This is a genomic window from Streptomyces sp. NPDC001093 (assembly GCF_040298985.1).
In the GTDB taxonomy this organism is placed as follows: domain Bacteria; phylum Actinomycetota; class Actinomycetes; order Streptomycetales; family Streptomycetaceae; genus Streptomyces.
In genome coordinates this window covers 2,271-17,531 of the sequence record NZ_JBEPBF010000096.1, presented here as the reverse complement: position 1 = coordinate 17,531, position 15,261 = coordinate 2,271, and the positions used below count along the sequence as shown (strand labels likewise).

16 protein-coding genes and 1 pseudogene are annotated in these 15,261 nt (G+C 72.6%); 2 read left to right on the top strand and 15 right to left on the bottom strand.

Features of this window, described 5'->3' with window-relative positions; translation table 11 throughout:
• Positions 1–5 precede the first annotated feature (5 nt).
• The 3 genes from ABT288_RS34835 to ABT288_RS34825 form a co-directional block, all read right to left on the bottom strand.
• Entirely contained in the window at positions 6–1,028 is a 1,023-nt protein-coding gene (locus ABT288_RS34835; RefSeq protein ID WP_351616551.1) for a PDR/VanB family oxidoreductase, read from the bottom strand.
• Positions 1,028–1,906: a metal-dependent hydrolase gene (locus ABT288_RS34830; RefSeq protein ID WP_351616548.1), complete on the bottom strand. Its 879-nt coding sequence runs from the start codon at positions 1,904–1,906 to the stop codon at positions 1,028–1,030. The genes ABT288_RS34835 and ABT288_RS34830 overlap by 1 nt, the downstream gene beginning before the upstream one ends.
• Before the next feature lie 110 nt (positions 1,907–2,016).
• Complete coding sequence (locus ABT288_RS34825; RefSeq protein WP_351616545.1) at positions 2,017–3,933, bottom strand: hypothetical protein; 1,917 nt, start codon at positions 3,931–3,933, stop codon at positions 2,017–2,019.
• A gap of 130 nt (positions 3,934–4,063) precedes the next feature.
• Between ABT288_RS34825 and ABT288_RS34820 the strand changes: the two genes are divergently transcribed.
• Positions 4,064–4,474: a hypothetical protein gene (locus ABT288_RS34820; protein ID WP_351616542.1), complete on the top strand. Its 411-nt coding sequence runs from the start codon at positions 4,064–4,066 to the stop codon at positions 4,472–4,474.
• Positions 4,475–4,611: 137 nt separating this feature from the next.
• Here ABT288_RS34820 and ABT288_RS34815 read toward each other — a convergent pair whose 3' ends face one another.
• The 8 genes from ABT288_RS34815 to ABT288_RS34780 all read right to left on the bottom strand — a co-directional run bounded on the left by ABT288_RS34815 (position 4,612) and on the right by ABT288_RS34780 (position 11,968).
• Positions 4,612–6,123 carry a DUF1996 domain-containing protein gene (locus ABT288_RS34815; RefSeq protein ID WP_351616539.1) on the bottom strand — a complete coding sequence of 504 codons (1,512 nt, stop codon included), beginning with the start codon at positions 6,121–6,123 and terminating at the stop codon, positions 4,612–4,614.
• A 136-nt stretch (positions 6,124–6,259) separates the two neighbouring features.
• On the bottom strand, positions 6,260–6,913 hold the full coding sequence (locus ABT288_RS34810) for a response regulator transcription factor (protein WP_351616536.1): 654 nt from the start codon (positions 6,911–6,913) through the stop codon (positions 6,260–6,262).
• On the bottom strand, positions 6,898–8,163 hold the full coding sequence (locus ABT288_RS34805) for a sensor histidine kinase (protein ID WP_351616534.1): 1,266 nt from the start codon (positions 8,161–8,163) through the stop codon (positions 6,898–6,900). The genes ABT288_RS34810 and ABT288_RS34805 overlap by 16 nt, the downstream gene beginning before the upstream one ends.
• A gap of 31 nt (positions 8,164–8,194) precedes the next feature.
• The gene (locus tag ABT288_RS34800; protein ID WP_351616532.1) at positions 8,195–9,247 is read right to left on the bottom strand and encodes an NAD-dependent epimerase/dehydratase family protein; all 1,053 of its coding nucleotides are present in this window, start codon (positions 9,245–9,247) and stop codon (positions 8,195–8,197) included.
• Positions 9,248–9,324: 77 nt separating this feature from the next.
• Positions 9,325–9,891, bottom strand: coding sequence for a winged helix-turn-helix domain-containing protein (locus ABT288_RS34795; RefSeq protein ID WP_351616529.1), 567 nt, complete (start codon positions 9,889–9,891; stop codon positions 9,325–9,327).
• 119 nt (positions 9,892–10,010) lie between these two features.
• On the bottom strand, positions 10,011–10,298 hold the full coding sequence (locus ABT288_RS34790; RefSeq protein WP_351616526.1) for a hypothetical protein: 288 nt from the start codon (positions 10,296–10,298) through the stop codon (positions 10,011–10,013).
• A gap of 86 nt (positions 10,299–10,384) precedes the next feature.
• Complete coding sequence (glnII, locus tag ABT288_RS34785) at positions 10,385–11,416, bottom strand: glutamine synthetase (protein WP_351616524.1); 1,032 nt, start codon at positions 11,414–11,416, stop codon at positions 10,385–10,387.
• Positions 11,417–11,557: 141 nt separating this feature from the next.
• Positions 11,558–11,968 (bottom strand): MarR family transcriptional regulator, encoded by a 411-nt coding sequence (locus ABT288_RS34780; RefSeq protein WP_351616521.1) that lies wholly within the window; start codon positions 11,966–11,968, stop codon positions 11,558–11,560.
• 68 nt (positions 11,969–12,036) lie between these two features.
• Here ABT288_RS34780 and ABT288_RS34775 point away from each other — a divergent pair, with 68 nt between their 5' ends.
• A complete protein-coding gene (locus ABT288_RS34775; protein ID WP_351616519.1) occupies positions 12,037–12,903 on the top strand; it encodes an alpha/beta fold hydrolase in 867 nt (288 codons plus the stop codon).
• Positions 12,904–12,906: 3 nt separating this feature from the next.
• Here ABT288_RS34775 and ABT288_RS34770 read toward each other — a convergent pair whose 3' ends face one another.
• From ABT288_RS34770 to ABT288_RS34755, 4 genes and pseudogenes are all read right to left on the bottom strand, one after another.
• On the bottom strand, positions 12,907–13,626 hold the full coding sequence (locus tag ABT288_RS34770; protein ID WP_351616516.1) for an SCO2207 family protein: 720 nt from the start codon (positions 13,624–13,626) through the stop codon (positions 12,907–12,909).
• Between the two features lie 120 nt (positions 13,627–13,746).
• Entirely contained in the window at positions 13,747–14,115 is a 369-nt protein-coding gene (locus ABT288_RS34765) for an ArsC/Spx/MgsR family protein (RefSeq protein WP_351616513.1), read from the bottom strand.
• A 25-nt stretch (positions 14,116–14,140) separates the two neighbouring features.
• Positions 14,141–15,046 carry a PhzF family phenazine biosynthesis protein gene (locus tag ABT288_RS34760; RefSeq protein ID WP_351616511.1) on the bottom strand — a complete coding sequence of 302 codons (906 nt, stop codon included), beginning with the start codon at positions 15,044–15,046 and terminating at the stop codon, positions 14,141–14,143.
• Positions 15,039–15,261: pseudogene (locus ABT288_RS34755) on the bottom strand (hypothetical protein); the annotation flags it as partial. The gene ABT288_RS34760 and the pseudogene ABT288_RS34755, both read right to left, overlap by 8 nt.

The window sequence follows — 15,261 nt, the reverse complement described above, 5'->3', positions numbered from 1 at the left end:
GGTGATCACATGTCGAGCACCAAACGATCACTTCGGGCGCGCGAGACGCAGATCAGCATCGAGTCGGCGCGTTCCTCGTCCGTCAGCAGCTCGTCCCGGTGGTCGACCTCCCCTTCCAGCACCCGCTGTTGGCAGGTCCCGCAGAAGCCCTGCTCGCAGGAGTAGGCGGTGTCCGGCAGTTCCCGGCGTACGGCGGCCAGAACGGTGGAGTCGGCGGGAACGGTCAACGTCCGCCCGCTGCGGCGCAGTTCGACCTGGAAGCCGGTGTTGCCGTCGGACGACGCCAGAGGCGCGAACCGTTCGAGACGGACGTCCGGGAAGCGTGCCGCGACGGCCGCCATGAGTCCCTCGGGACCGCAGCAGTAGACGGCGGCCCCCTCGCCCACCTCCAGCGCGTCGAGGTCCGGCCGCCCCGCCACGACCGTCACCCGGTCTCGGCCCAGCTTCCCGACCTCCTCCAGGAACGGCATCGAGGCCCGGTCGCGCCCCGCGTACAGCAGCCGCCAGTCGGCGTGCTCCGGCAGTGCCCGCAGCATCGGCAGCAACGGGGTGATCCCGATCCCGCCGGCGACGAAGACGTACGACTCCGCCTCGACCAGCGGAAAACGGTTCCGCGGCCCCCGCACCTGAAGTTCCATGCCCTCCGTCACCTGCTCGTGCACCTCGCGCGAGCCGCCCCGCCCGTCCTGGACCAGCCGGGTCGCGACCGTGTACGAGGAGGTGTCCTCGGGGTCCCCGCACAACGAGTACTGCCGGACCAGCCCCGACGGCAGGACGAGGTCGAGATGGGCTCCGGGCTCCCAGCGCGGCAAGTCCGGCCCCTCGAGGCGGAGTTGCACGACCCCTTCGGCCACCGTCTCGCGAGAGGTCACCAGCAGCCGCAGCGCCCGTGAGCGCGGCCGGCCCGAGGTGGGCTTCTCCAGCGCGGGCATCGGCCACAGCGGCGAGACCCGGATCCGGCGGCGCAGGGCTCCCCGGGCCAGCAGGGCGGCGCCCGCGACGAGCACGACGGTACGTGGCTTCGGCATCAGGCGGCCCTCTTCTCCGCCGCCGTGGCCGCCGGGGAGGCGGCCAGATAGGCGACGGCCTGCTCGGTGTCGCCCTCCTGCGAGGGGTGGTAGCCGCGGCTCAGGTAGCGGGGGATGGACCTGAGCATGTCACCGGTCCCCGGCAGCAGGCCCTGCCTGCCGCGGACGTGGAAGTCCTTGAAGGAGGCCTTGCCGTCGATGAGGGTCGGGTCGTTCTCCATGAAGAACCGCGTCCCGCGCTGCCACAGGAACACCAGCGCCGAGAAGGCCGTGGCCCAGGTGCGTACGCGCCGCCGGTAACTGCCGTCGACGTGCAGGAACAGCTCGAAGGCGACGGAGCGGTGCTCGACCTCCTCGGCGCCGTGCCAGCGCAGCAGGTCCAGCATGGTCGGGTCGGCGCCGCGCCGGTCGAGTTCCTCCGCGTTGAGCACCCAGTTGCCGAGGAACGCGGTGTAGTGCTCGATGGCCGCGATGAGCGCGACCCGCTCCATCAGCCACCACCGGCGCGCCCGGCCCGGCGGCAGCGTGCGGTCGCCGAGCAGCTTCTCGAAGAACCAGTCGACCTGTGCGGTGTACGGCGTCGGGTCGAGGCCCTGCTCGCGCAGGTGCGGCAGCACCTCGTCGTGGGCCTGGGAGTGCATGGCCTCCTGCCCGATGAACCCGATGACGTCCTCACGGAGCCGCTCGTCGCGGATGTACGGCAGCACCTGCTTGTACACGTGCACGAACCACCGCTCACCGGCGGGCAGCAGCAGGTGCAGCACGTTGATGGTGTGCGTGGTGAACGGATCCTCCGGCACCCAGTGCAGCGGTGTGCCGTCCCAGGAGAAGGACACCTTGCGTGCCTTGAGCGGCACCCGGGCCTGCGTGTTAGACATGGCGTCAATGTACTGATCGGTAGGCTCGCTGAGAACCCCTCGGACAGTGCTTGTTTACGCCGGTGTCAATAAAGGCCGCCGATGTTCGATGAGGAGCCGCCGCAACCGCCCTACCGCAACCCGCTCACCTCGGTGCCGTCCGTCAGCGTGCCCTTCAGCGAGGCCTGGGCGCCCTTCTTGGCCCGAGCCACCAGGAACTGCCCCTGCCCGGCCGCGGTGACCGCGCCGCCCGCCCGGATCGACGCCGTGTCCTTGTCGCCCGCCGCCAGCAGATACCAGTGGCCGGCCGCGGACTTCCACAGCACCCCGGCGAGCACATGGGGATCGCGTGGACCGCAGGACCGCGCGTCCGTGCCCCTGGCGACCACCGCGCCGACCGGATGGCCCGGCAGACCGAACAGGGCCAGCGAGCCCGTCCCGTCGCCGCGCCAGGTCTCGGCCCTGGTGCACACCCATGAGGCCGCCCCACTGCCGTCGGGCAGCGGCTGGTCGGCGAACGACCAGGCGTTGACACTGCGCACCCCGCCGGAGCGCTCCGCGTCCAGCGCGCAGGCGAACGGCGCCCAGGCCCGCAGCCCGGCCGCCCCGGACGCCTCGCCGGCCGAGCCGGGCCCGCCCGCGGTCAGGTGGGCCGGTACCAGCTCGCCCAGGTCGGTGGCGAGCGCGGTGCCGGAGGCGGAGGTCAGCTGGAGCACGGTCCAGGAGGCGCACTTGCCGGGCTGCAGCGCGGGGCTGGCCAGCGGCGCGGTGACGCCATGGGTGACGGTCAGCGGGGTCGCGTCCGCGTCCGGCTTCATCAGGTCCCGGGAGGCCACCTTCTTCACCCAGGGCGCGATCAGGTACTGGGCGTTGCCGTCGGAGCGGCCCAGCAGCAGCGCGCTCGCCTCGGCGCCGGTCGCTCCGTCGACCCGGGCGAGGTCGAGGGCCGCGCCCTGGGTGCCGTCGGCCGGCTCGGCGTAGCGGGCGATGCGCAGACCGTCGTAGAAGATCACCACGTGGGCGTTCGCGACCCGGCCCGCGTACAGCAGCTGGGGCGGGCCGGCCGGGCCGCCGGTCTGGGTGCCGGGGGTTGCCGAGACCCGGACCGTCGCGCCGGGGCGGGCCCACACCGCGAGGGCGCGGTGCAGCAGGGCCGTGTCGCCGGTGAGCGGGCCGCGCGCGGGCCACACCGAGAAGTCGGAGCGGGCGGCGGTCTTCCAGTCGACGGGGGAGACCTGGATCAGCCGGGCGGGGTCGAGGGCGGCCTCGGCGGCCGGGTTCTGGGCGTAGACGGGCGCGGCGGCGCCGTCCGGGCCCCAGCCGCCCGAGGGCAGGCCGATCAGCGCCCCGCACACCGTGAGCGCCGCGGCGGCGGCGAGGGCGGCCTTGGTGTGCTGGCGGCGGCGCATCAGATCGGTGGGCCGGGCCTGCAGCAGACAGGGGTCGAACTCGGGGGAGGAGAGCAGCGCGGGCTGGGTGGGCACGCCGTTCGCCGAGGCCAGCGCCCCGCCCGCGTCGTCCACCCCGGCGGCGGTGAGCAGCTCCCGGATCTCGGCGTCGGGCAGCTTCTCCAGGCCGCGCAGCACGTACGCGGCGCGGGCCGGGCCGGACAGCGTGGACAGGCGCTGGTCCAGGGCGAGTTCGTCGGCGCCGCCCGAGCGCGGGAACAGCCTCAGGCCCCACACCTGGGGCAGCAGCGGCGGCAGCTGGGCGAGCCGGGGCAGGCCCTTGCGGGGCCGGGCCGCCTCCAGCGCCGCGGCCAGGACACGCTCGCGCAGGAAGGCGTACCCGGGGTCGCCCTCGCGCCCGGAGGCCGGGGCCGGGATCACGGACCGCTGCTCCCGGCCTCTGGGCAGGGCGCGCTGGACGAGCGCGTGTGCGGTCAGCACCCGGCGGCTGCGGCCGAGATCCGGCGGCAGCACCAGGTAGGCGATGCGGACCAGCCGTGGATAGTGCTCGACGAGCGCGGCCTCGGCCTGCTCGACATCGACCGGACCGTTGTTCTCGGAGGCGGGCGCGTGACGCTGGGCTACATCCTGTGACTGCACGTCATGGAGAACGAGCGAGCCGTGGGTTGGTCACCACCGGATGGGTGATTCCGGGATTTGAGCGCACGGCGGCCCGGAGCCGTATCCGAAGGAGCTGAGGCACGCTCGGCCCACAGGACCGGAGGAACAGATGAGGGTGACACGACTGCTGCCGGCCGCCGCGGCCGTACTGGCGCTGGCGGGCTGCGGCGCGGGCGGGGACACCAAGGCGGTCCCGCCCACCGCGACCGGCAGCCTGGAGAGCCTGGCCGCCCAGGTGAAGTGCACACCGAACATGCAGATCGACTCCGACGAGGTCCGTCAGGCCATCTGCAGGAACCCCGACGGCAGGTTCGTCTTCGCCACGTTCGCCACCGACCGCGGCCAGCGCGAGTGGATCAACGACGCGAAGGACTACGGCGGCTACTACCTCGTCGGCCGCAAGTGGGTCGCCGTCGGCGACGACGGGGTCGTCAAGGCGCTGCGCGGCACCCTCGGCGGGGACGTGGAGATGGGCACGAACCATGCCGGCCATTCCGGCCACTCCGGGCACGGCGGCTGAGACGGCCCTGTCGCCGTATCGAAGGCCGCATCGCCGTATCGCCGTATCGCCGTAGCGAAGCGGGCGCGGACACGGGAAAGGCCGGTGACGGGAGGGGGGTCCGTCACCGGCCTCGCTGTGTGGCCCGTGTCAGGCGGTCATGCGCATTTCCGGCCGCTGTTGATGCAGTTGGCGATCCGGTTCGCCAGGCCACCGGTCGTGACGCTGATGAAGTCGTCGTGATCGGTGATCGGCTTGTGCAGCTCCTCCGGGAAGCCGTCGACCGCGTAGGCGTTCTTCACCGTGCCGTCCGCCTGGATGACGGGCTGCGGCACGTTGTAGACCAGGCGCATCGTCAGCTGCGGGATCGCCTTGAAGCCGTTCGGGCAGACCCCGCTCGCGGGATCGGCGAAGGCCACGTGCGTGCGGTGGTTGGCGCTGTCGATGTTCTGGCCGTCCCAGCAGCTCTGGAAGGCGAACGAGCGCACCACGTTGCTGCCCTGCGGGCAGATCGGGTACTGCGTGGTCAGCTGCACCTTGTTCTCGAAGCCGGTGCAGCTCCAGTGGGCGTTGGCGTTGGCCGGTCCGTTGACGAACGCCTTGGCGTCACCGGTGATGATCCGCAGGAACTGCGGCATCGCGACGACCTTGCTCGCCGGGCTGCCCACGTACTTGATCTGGGCCTGCTGGGCGACCAGGATCTTGCCGACGTTGAGGTCCTTGCCACCGCCGTCCGCGTTCGCGTCCTTCTCCTGGGTGCCGTCCTGCTCGCGGATGACCGGCCAGTAGTACGCCGACAGGTCGTTGCGGTTCTGGCAGCTGGTGCCGCCCTGCAGGAACGTCTGGTTGCTGGAGAAGGCGTTGACCTTCTGGTTGCCCACGTAGTCGTGCACGTGGTGGGCGCCGTTGGTCACGCCGGGCGCGACGATCACGTTGTCGCTGTTGTGGTTCTGGTTCGCGTTCACACCGCAGCGGGTGATGAACGTGCCCGTCGAGGCGTTGGGGGTCTGGTTCGGCTTGCTCTGGACGTTCGGTGCGACCTTGGTGATGTCCACGAAGTCCGCCGCGGAGGGTCCGTCACCGCCCTGGCCGCCGTTGTTCTTCTGCTGGCCGCCCTGCTGCTGACCGCCTTGCTGCTGGCCGCCGTTGTTCTGCTGCTGGCCACCGCTGTTCCCCCCGGCGGTGGTCTGGTTGGCGTTCTGCGTCGTACAGGCGGCGAGCTGCGACAGGGCGTTGTCGAAGCTGCCGCCGACGCGCTGGATGTCGATCCGGATCCGGTTGATCGTCGCCGCCCGCTTGTCCTTGAGCGGACCGACGATCGCGTTCTGCACGAAGCTCGGATCCTTGGCCTGCGCGTCGCGCGTGGAGGCGAGCCGGGTGTAGGCCTCGGTGATCTGCTTGTCGAGGTTGGCCAGCTCCGTCGCCACGCCCTGGCGGGCCCGCCAGGGCACGTTGGTCAGCTTCTGCTGGACGTCCGGACAGGAGATCGTCGCGACCTGCGCCGTGGCGGCCTTCGTCTGGTTGCCTCCCCACGTCTGGTTGTTCGACTCGTGGGCAGAGGCGTAGAAGTTCGCCCAGATCAGCCCGCCCCCACCGAGCGCTAGGGCCGCCGATGCGGCTATGGCCTTGGCGGCCAGCGGCGTACGGCGTTTTCGTGTGTTGCGTCCCATGGAACTCCTCTGACTTCCTTGCGGGGCAGCATCGAGGCGCCCGACAGGAGTGAAGCGGCGCCCTTCCATACGCACGCCGCCCCAGAGGTGTTCACCGGTCTCACAAATTCCTCGCAGAAACAGGTGAGTTGGCTGGTCAGCGGTCCCGGTCCAGATAGGCCAGGACCGCCAGCACGCGCCGGTTGTCGTCGTCCGACACCTCCAGGCCCAGCTTGGCGAAGATGTTGGAGGTGTGCTTGGCGACGGCCCGTTCGGTCACCACCAGCTGGGCCGCGATGGCCGCGTTCGACCGGCCCTGCGCCATGAGCTCCAGCACCTCCAGCTCGCGCGGGGTCAGGCCCGCGAGCGGCCGGTCGTCGCCGGCCTGGCGGGACAACAGCTGCTGGATCACCTGCGGGTCCATCGCCGTACCGCCCGCCGCGACGCGTCGTACGGCGTCGACGAACTGCTCGGCGTCGAACACCCGGTCCTTCAGCAGATAGCCGATCCCGCCGTTGCCGTCGGCGAGCAGCTCGCGCGCGTACAGCTGCTCCACGTGCTGGGAGAGGACCAGCACCGGCAGCCCGGGCCGGGCTCCCCGGGCCGCGAGCGCGCACTGCAGGCCCTCGTCGGTGTGCGTGGGCGGCAGCCGTACGTCGACCACGGCCACGTCCGGCTCCAACTCGGCCAGGGCGCGGGAGAGTTCGGGGCCGGACTCGACGGCGGCCGCGATCTCGAAGCCGAAGGCCTCCAGCATCCGCACCAGCCCGTCGCGCAGCAGGAAGAGGTCTTCGGCTAGGACAACGCGCACGGGATCTCCATGGTCACCAGGGTGGGGCCGCCGGCGGGGCTGCTGACGGCCAGGACGCCGTCGAATGTACCGAGCCGGCGCTCGACCCCGGCCAGACCCGATCCGGCGCCGACCGCCGCGCCGCCCTTGCCGTTGTCGGTGACCGTGATCCGCAGCAGCCCGTCGGCATGGTGCACGTCGACCCAGACCCGGTCGGCGCCGGAGTGCTTGGCGGCGTTGGTGAGCACCTCGCTGACCGCGAAGTAGGCCGCCGACTCCACCGGTGCGTCCGCCCGGCCGGGCAGTTCCACGGTCACCTCGGTGGGCAGCGGCAGCCGCAGCGCCAGCGCCCTTACGGCGTCGCCGAGTCCGCGCTCGGCGAGGACCGGCGGGTGGATGCCGCGCACCAGGTCGCGCAGCTCCTCCAGGGCCTCGGCGGAGTTCCGGCGGGCCTGGGCCAGCAGCCGCTTCGCCTGGGCGGGGTCCCGTTCCACCAGCATCTCGATGGTGCCGAGGTCCATGCCCATGGCGACCAGCCGGGCCTGCGCGCCGTCGTGGAGGTCGCGCTCGATGCGCCGCAGTTCGGCGGCTGAGGTGTCCACGGCCTCCCGCCGGGTCTCGGTCAGCACCCGGACACGTTCGGCGAGTTCGCTGTCGCCCGGGCTGAGGACGGCCCGGGTGAGGCGAAAATGGAGGCGCATGAGACGAGGGGTGTAGCGGAACGCGAGCACCAGGAGCAGGGCCGCCAGGACGGCGGCGGCCAGCGCGGTCAGCGGGCCGTCGACCGGCACGAAGAGGTACCAGTACGGGCCGCCCGTCACGCGCCACAGCCCGGCCGCCACCGCGAAGCCCTCGAACGGGTAGAACAGCAGCAGGGCCGGGAGCAGCGCGGTGACGAAGCCCGCGGTCATGTCCACCGGCAGCCACAGCACGTCCCGGCGGACCTGGGGGTCCCGGAGCAGGGCGAAGGTGCGCGTCCAGGGGTTGGCGCTGCTGGGCAGCGGCCGGTACACCACCGGGATCCGCACCCCGCACCACTCCGCCGCGAGCTTCCTGCGGGCGTCCGCGAGGGCCTGTACGCCGGTCAGGACGGCCGGGGTCGTCACGAGCCCGACACCGACGGGGACGAGCGCGACGGAGACGAGGGTCAGGACGAGGAACGCCACCCCGCAGGGCAGCACGGCCACGGCCAGCGTCAGCCCCCGTACGGCGGCCAGCACCGTGCTCCGGGCCCGGGTGCGGAAGTCGTCACTGCTGGTGTCGGTCATCATGCCGCCAGTCTTGCCGACGGCCGTGTGCGCGTCAGTCGTCCGAAGTCGCCTCTTCGGGGGTGGTGTCAGGTACACCCCCGCCGCCGGCCAGCACCTTCGCCTCCACGCCCGGATCGACGCCCGGGGCCGTCCGGTCCGGCCGCGTCGGCGCCACTCCGCCGAGCTCCGTCAGCCAGCGCCAGGTGTCCGCCACGGTCTCCGCGGCCGGCCGGCACACCAGGCCGGTCGCCAACGCCCGTGACACGTCCGTGCGGTGGACGCAGTCGTACAGCTCGGTGCCCGGCGGCACCCACACCGGCAGGTCGGTCCACGGTTCGATCCCGGCGGCCAGGATCGCCTCCGGGTCGGTCCAGCGCAGCTCGGCGTCCGCGCCGGTGGCCCGGACACAGAGGTCGAGCAGCTCGCCCATGGTGCTGTGCCCCGGCGGGCCGATCAGGTCGTACGGCCCGCTCAGCGACTGTTCCACCGCCCCGAGGAGCCATTCGGCCAGATCGCGGGCGTCGATGAACTGCACCGGCAGCTCGCGCGGCCCGGGGGCCAGCACCGGGCCGCCGCGGGCGATCCGGGTCAGCCACCAGGGCAGCCGGCCCACGTTCTCGTACGGCCCGAGGATCAGCCCCGCCCGCACCAGCAGCGAGTCCCGCTCGCCGAAGGCCTCGACGGCGGCCAGTTCACCGCCCCGCTTGTCGCGCGCGTAGTCGGTCGGCCCCGCGTCGGCTGCGGCGCCCTCGACCGGCGCCCCGGACCCGGCGGTCCCGCCCAGGCTGGGCCAGGGCCAGGCGTACACGGACCGGCTGGAGACGTACACGTACCGCTCGGCACGGCCCCGCAGCAGCCGTGCCGCCGCGAGCACGGCACGCGGCTCGGCCGACCAGGTGTCGATCACGGCGTCCCAGGAGCCGGCGTCGGCGGCCAGGGCGGCCAGGCCGTCCGGGGCGGTGCGGTCGCCGTGCAACGACCGCACCCCGGGCGGTGGTTGGTGCCGCCCCCGGTGGAAGACGGTGACCTCCCAGCCGCGCCCCAGCGCCGCCTGGGCGACCGCCCGCCCCACGAACTCCGTACCGCCCAGCACCAGAAGTCTCATACCGGTGATCGTGCCCGCTCCGGGCGCCGGGCGGTACGGGGCTCTGCCGAGGGCAGAGCCGGTCTTCCGGCTGCCGGTCAGCGGCCGGTCGGCGGGATGTACTTGTAGCCGACCCGGCGCACCGTCTGGATCGACTGGCGGTGCCCGGCACCCAGTTTGCGGCGCAGCCGGGCGATGTGCACGTCGACGGTGCGGCCGTCCCCGACGTGGCCGTAGCCCCACACCGTGGTGACCAGCTGGTCGCGGGTGTGGACCCGGTTCGGGTGCGCCACGAGGTGGGCGAGCAACTCGAACTCGAGGTAGGTCAGGTCGAGTTCACGGCCGTCGACGCTTGCGGTGCGCTGCACCGCGTCAATGCGGACGAGGGCATCGCCGGACGGCTCGGCCGTGGTCTCCAGCTGGTCCGGCACCGCGACCGGCAGGAACGGCGGGTGCTGGTCGGCCGGGACCAGCACCAGGTAGCCGACCATCGGCGGCTGTCCGGGCAGGGCCGGCAGGGCGTGCTGCGGCGCGGGCAGCCAGGTGGCGCCCGGCGGCAGGAAGTCCGCGACGTCGACCACCTCGTCCCGGTCGACGGCGCGCAGCCGGTGCCGGGCGGGGGCGGTGAGGGTGGAGGCGGGGGAGAGGGAACGAGTGGTCGCCATGAGAGGTCAGCTCTTTCGCGCGAGAGGTTCGTCGGTGGGAGCGACGGCCGCGATGTGTGGTCGGGCGCGCCGGGGGACGTACGTCGTTTCGCGCTGGCCGAAGGCCGGGGATTACGGCTTCAAAGGGCCCGCGCGTGCATCGCGCGGCAACACACCCGGTCGAAGTCGTGGTGCTGACGGGAAGGCCAGAAGGGCTCGAGGTCATGGCGACCCGTCGCGGTGTACTTCTGGAAGCTGGCCATGGGCCCATTGAAGCAGACGCGGGCGCCGGACAGGAGCCCTGCGTGAAATGTCGTCTCGGTATCCGGACAAGGGCCGTCCGGCCGCGCGTTCGGCGGCGGGACAGCCGGGGCGGAGGAGTCGTAGCTGCCGCCCTGGCGGCACGGCACCGGGACCAGGCCGTCCATGGCCTCCTCGCGTACGTCCGGGTCCGCCGATACGCAGCAGGAGCGCCCACCACGACGGCGGGCGCCCCTGGCGGAAGCGGGACGGATCAGACCTGGCCGGCCTTCTCCAGCGCGGCGCAGCAGGTGTCCACCAGCAGGCGCGTCACCACGTAGGGGTCGACGTTGGCGTTCGGACGGCGGTCCTCGATGTAGCCCTTGCCGTCCTTCTTGACCTGCCACGGGATGCGGACCGAGGCACCGCGGTTGGAGACGCCGTAGGAGTACTCGTTCCACGGGGCGGTCTCGTGCAGACCCGTCAGACGGTCGTCGATGCCGGCGCCGTAGTTCTTGACGTGGTCCAGCGGCTTGGAGCCCTCACCGAGGGACTCGCACGCGGTGATGATCGCGTCGTAGCCCTCGCGCATGGCCTTGGTGGAGAAGTTGGTGTGCGCGCCCGCGCCGTTCCAGTCGCCCTTGACCGGCTTCGGGTCCAGGGTCGCGGAGACGCCGAAGTCCTCGGCGGTGCGGTACAGCAGCCAGCGCGCCACCCAGAGCTGGTCGGAGACCTCCAGCGGGGCGAGCGGGCCGACCTGGAACTCCCACTGGCCCGGCATGACCTCGGCGTTGATGCCGGAGATGCCGAGACCGGCCTTCAGGCAGTTCTCCAGGTGGGCCTCGACGATCTCGCGGCCGAAGATCTCATCGGCGCCGACACCGCAGTAGTAGCCGCCCTGCGGGGCCGGGAAGCCGCCCTCGGGGAAGCCCAGCGGGCGCGCGCCGTCGAAGAAGGTGTACTCCTGCTCGATGCCGAAGACCGGCTCCTGCGCGGCGAACTTCCCGGCGACCTCGGCCAGCGCGGCGCGGGTGTTGGACGGGTGCGGCGCCATGTCCGTGTCGAGGACCTCGCACAGCACCAGGATGTCGTCGCCGCCGCGGATCGGGTCCGGGCAGGTGAAGACCGGCTTGAGCACACAGTCCGAGGAGTGGCCCTCGGCCTGGTTGGTGGAGGAGCCGTCGAAGCCCCAGATCGGCAGCGCGTCGAGACCGGCCGGGGTACCCGTGATGATCTTCGTCTTGGAACGGAGCTTGGCCGTCGGCGCGGTGCCGTCGATCCAGATGTACTCAGCCTTGAAGGTCACGGGGCCACATCCTTAAGCGGTGGGTCGGGCGCACTCGTCGGCGCGGGTGCGGCGGCGCTGCGGCACTGGGGCGCCGCTCGAACTGCCGCGCAGCCTGTCAACAGGCGGTTTCCCGTCCATTGCCCTTGTGTGAACCCCGTGTTACCTGGTCGTTCTGTGTCCCGGCTCACGTTGTGAGGCGCCCGCGGGCGGGGTATGGGCACCCTCCGCCGCGGCCTGCCGCACCCCGTCGAGGACGTCCCGGATCGCGGTCCGCCGGTGGTCGTCGTAACCGCGCAGCAGTTCCAGCGAGCGCTCGATCAGAGGCCGGGAGAACGTCCGGGCGGGTTCCACGGCACGGTCCGTCACCTCCACGACGACCTTCCGCCGGTCGTGCCGTCCGCGCGCCCGCCGTACCTGACCCGCCCGCTCCAGGCCGGTCCAGCAGCGCCGTCGTGCCCGCCGGGTCAAGCCCGAGCGCAGCCGTTCTGCTGGGTCGAACCGGCTGCTGTGCGGGCCGAGTTCGACGGCGACGGCGCGCGGCGGGCAGACGGTCTCCAGATCGGACGGCATGCGGGATCTCCCGGCTGTCGTCTCGCTCGGCGAGTATCTTGCCGAACGAGACGACAGGGGGCGGTTCCGTGGCCGGAGGCACCGGATTCGACAGCGAGGCCTTTCGGGTTGCGTACGACACGGTCCTGGCGAAATGGCCCGCCGAGCGGGAGGCGCTGACGCTCGCCACGCCCCTCGGTGACACCCGTGTCACCTCCTGCGGCCCCCGCGACGCGCCCCCGCTGCTCCTGCTCCCGGGCGGTGGCGGGGCCACCTCCGTCTCCTGGTACGCCCAGGTCGCCGAACTGGCCCGGATCCGCCGGGTCCACGCGGTCGACGTGCTCGGCGCCCCGGGCCTGAGCGTCCCGGCCGGCGACCGCCACCCCCGCGCGGTCGCCGGCCTGACGCTCTGGCTGGACGCGGTCCTGGACGGCCTGGGCGCCGCCTCGGCGGACCTGGGCGGGCACTCGTACGGCGGCTGGATCGCCCTCCACTACGCCCTGCACGCCCCGGCCCGGACACGCCGCCTGTTCCTCCTGGACCCGACCCAGTGCTTCGCCGGGTTCAAGGCGGCGTATCTGCTGCACGCGCTGCCGATGCTGCTGCGTCCCACACCCCGCCGGGTCCGGGCCTTCCTGGAGTGGGAGACCGGGGGAGCACCCCAGGACCCGGACTGGCTCGCCCTCCAGGAGGCGGCCGCCGGCTTCCCGGCCGCGAAGCCGGTGACCGGCCCGCGCCCGGCACCGGACGCGCTGCGGGCGCTGGAGGCGCGGGTCCTGCTGCTCGTGGCCGCGAACAGCAGAACCCATGACCCTCGCGAGGTGGCTGCCAGGGCGGCCGCGCTGCTGCCGCACGTGGAGACGGACGTCCTGCCGGGCGTCTCGCACCACGCGCTGCCGCAGGCGGCTCCCGCTGCCCTGGCCGGCCGCCTCACCGCCTTCCTGTCCGGTCCCTGAACCTCACCCCACCTTCTCGATGCGGGCGTGCCGGATGAGGAACTTGCCGGGCTCCCGGACCTGTTCGAAGGCCGCGTTGTTGAGCAGCACGCAGCTTCCCGAGACGGAGGTGACCTTCACCGTCGTGGACTTGTTGTTGTCCAGGTTGGTCACCTTCAGGGTCGTGCCCGCCGGGAACTGGTTGCTGGACGCGGCCGGGGCGCCGGCCTCACCGGAGAGCGTGACCGTGGAGCCGTTGCAGACCTGCTGGCCGGAGGCCGCGGCGGCGCCACCTCCGTTGTTTCCCGCGGCGGCGGACTGCGAGGGCTGCGCGCTCTGCTGCCCGGCGCCCTGCTGGCCGGCCTGCTGCCCCGCGCCCTGCTGGCCGGCCTGCGCCTGCTGCCCCGTCTGGGAGCCCTGAGCCGACTCCCCAACCGTGCAACCGGCCGCCTTCTGCTGGACCTCGATCTGCTTGATGACCGCCTCACGGTTGGCGATCCGGGCTGCCGACTGCGCGTCCGGATGGGCCTTCTGGTCCGCGATGAACCGGTCGTTGTTGCCGTGGGCCGTGGCCAGTCCCTGGCACACCGTCGAGTCCGCCGCCGACAGCGTCTTCGCGTTGTGCGCGGGCTGGGCGGCGTTGGACGTGGTCGCGAGTGCGAAGGCTCCGCCGCCCGCGACCGCCGCGGCGCTGACGAGCAGCGCGATCTTCTTCTTCGTGCCGAGAGTTCTCCTGCGCGACATGCGCGCCTCCTGAAGAGGTAGGGGAGCGTACGCCGCTATGTACGAGATACCGAACGAGGTTACTCAGTGGTTGCAGGAGTAAGTGAAGTGGGCTGTGTCACAGGGCAGTTGAGCGTCGGCTCAGCTCTTGTTGTGCGCCAGGGCCTCGCGTACCGCGTCCTCGGAGCGGGCCACCAGGGCCGTTCCGTCGTCGGCGGTGATGATCGGCCGCTGGATGAGCCTGGGGTGCTCGGCGAGCGCGGTGATCCACCGGTCCCGCGAACTGGCGTCCCGCGCCCACTCCTTGAGCCCCAGCTCCTTGGCCTCGGCCTCCGCCGTGCGGGTGATGTCCCACGGCTCGAGGTTCAGCCGCTCCAGTACGGCCCTGATCTCGTCCTCGCTCGGCACGTCCTCCAGATAGCGGCGGACGGTGTACTCGGCTCCCTCGGCGTCGAGCAGGCTGATGGCACTGCGGCACTTGGAGCAGGCCGGATTGATCCAGATTTCCATGCGGCACACGGTACGCCAAGGCCCGCTAGCGCCCGGTGACGCCGGTCCCTGCCGGGAGCCGGACCGTGCCCGCCACGATCGCGGCGCCGCCCACGCGCACGAGCCGTGCGGGCGCGCCCGGGGACGGCGGCTCCGCCGTGGCGGTGATGGTGGACGGGGAGCCGAGGGCGTCCCCCAGGTCGGCGGTGATGCCGGTCGGGCTCCTGGCGGCGAGATGGGCGGCGAGGCAGCCGGTGCTGTTGGCGTTCGCGATGTCCTCGGGCACACCGATCGACGGCGCGAACATCCGGGCCGCGAGACGCCCCTCGTCCGTCGGCTCCGTGTACACGTAGCAGCCGAGGAGCCCGCCCCGGTCGCAGGCCGCGCGCAGCCGGTCGAAGTCCGGTGCCAGCGAGTCGAGAACGGACCGCGCGGCCACCGGGACGAGCAGCCGCGGCCGTCCCACCGAGGCCACGCGGAGGGGGCCGGACAGGGCCCGCGCAGTCAGGCCCAGGGCGTCGAGGACGGGCTCCGGTTCGCCGGGCCCGGGCGCGCGCAGGCCGACGGGGCCCAGGGTGAACTCCGCGGTGAGCCTGCCGTCGTCGCGGACGGCCCGGCCGGTGAAGACGCGTTCCCGGGTGCGGAGGGTGGCCCGGTACTCTTGGCCTCCGGCACGCTCGGCCAGACACGCCAGCGCGGCGACCGTGCCGTGGCCGCAGGCCGGCAGCTCCCCGGTGGCGGTGAAGAAGCGCAGGGTCACCTCGGGACCCTCGGCGCCGGCGTCGCGCGTGCCGACGAAGACCGCATGGGAGGTGCCCGCCAGCACCGGAACCGCTCGCCGGGTCACGTCGTCCAGGTCGGTGTCCGGGAGGACCGCGGTGGGGCTGCCGCCCGTGCCGTGGCGTGTGCAGGCGTGCACGATGGTCGGGTGTGGTGCGGCGTTGTCAGGCATGCGGGGGTCCTTGGGCCGGGAATGTGGTGGCCCAGGGCTCGGCGTCCAGGAGCAGACGGTTGGCCGGCTGGCTGATGGTCCGGTACCGGTTCGCGGGGACCGGAACCGCTCGCCGGGTCGCGTCGTCCAGGTCGGTGTCCGGGAGGACCGCGGTGGGGCTGCCGCCCGTGCCGTGGCGTGTGCAGGCGTGCACGATGGTCGGGTGTGGTGCGGCG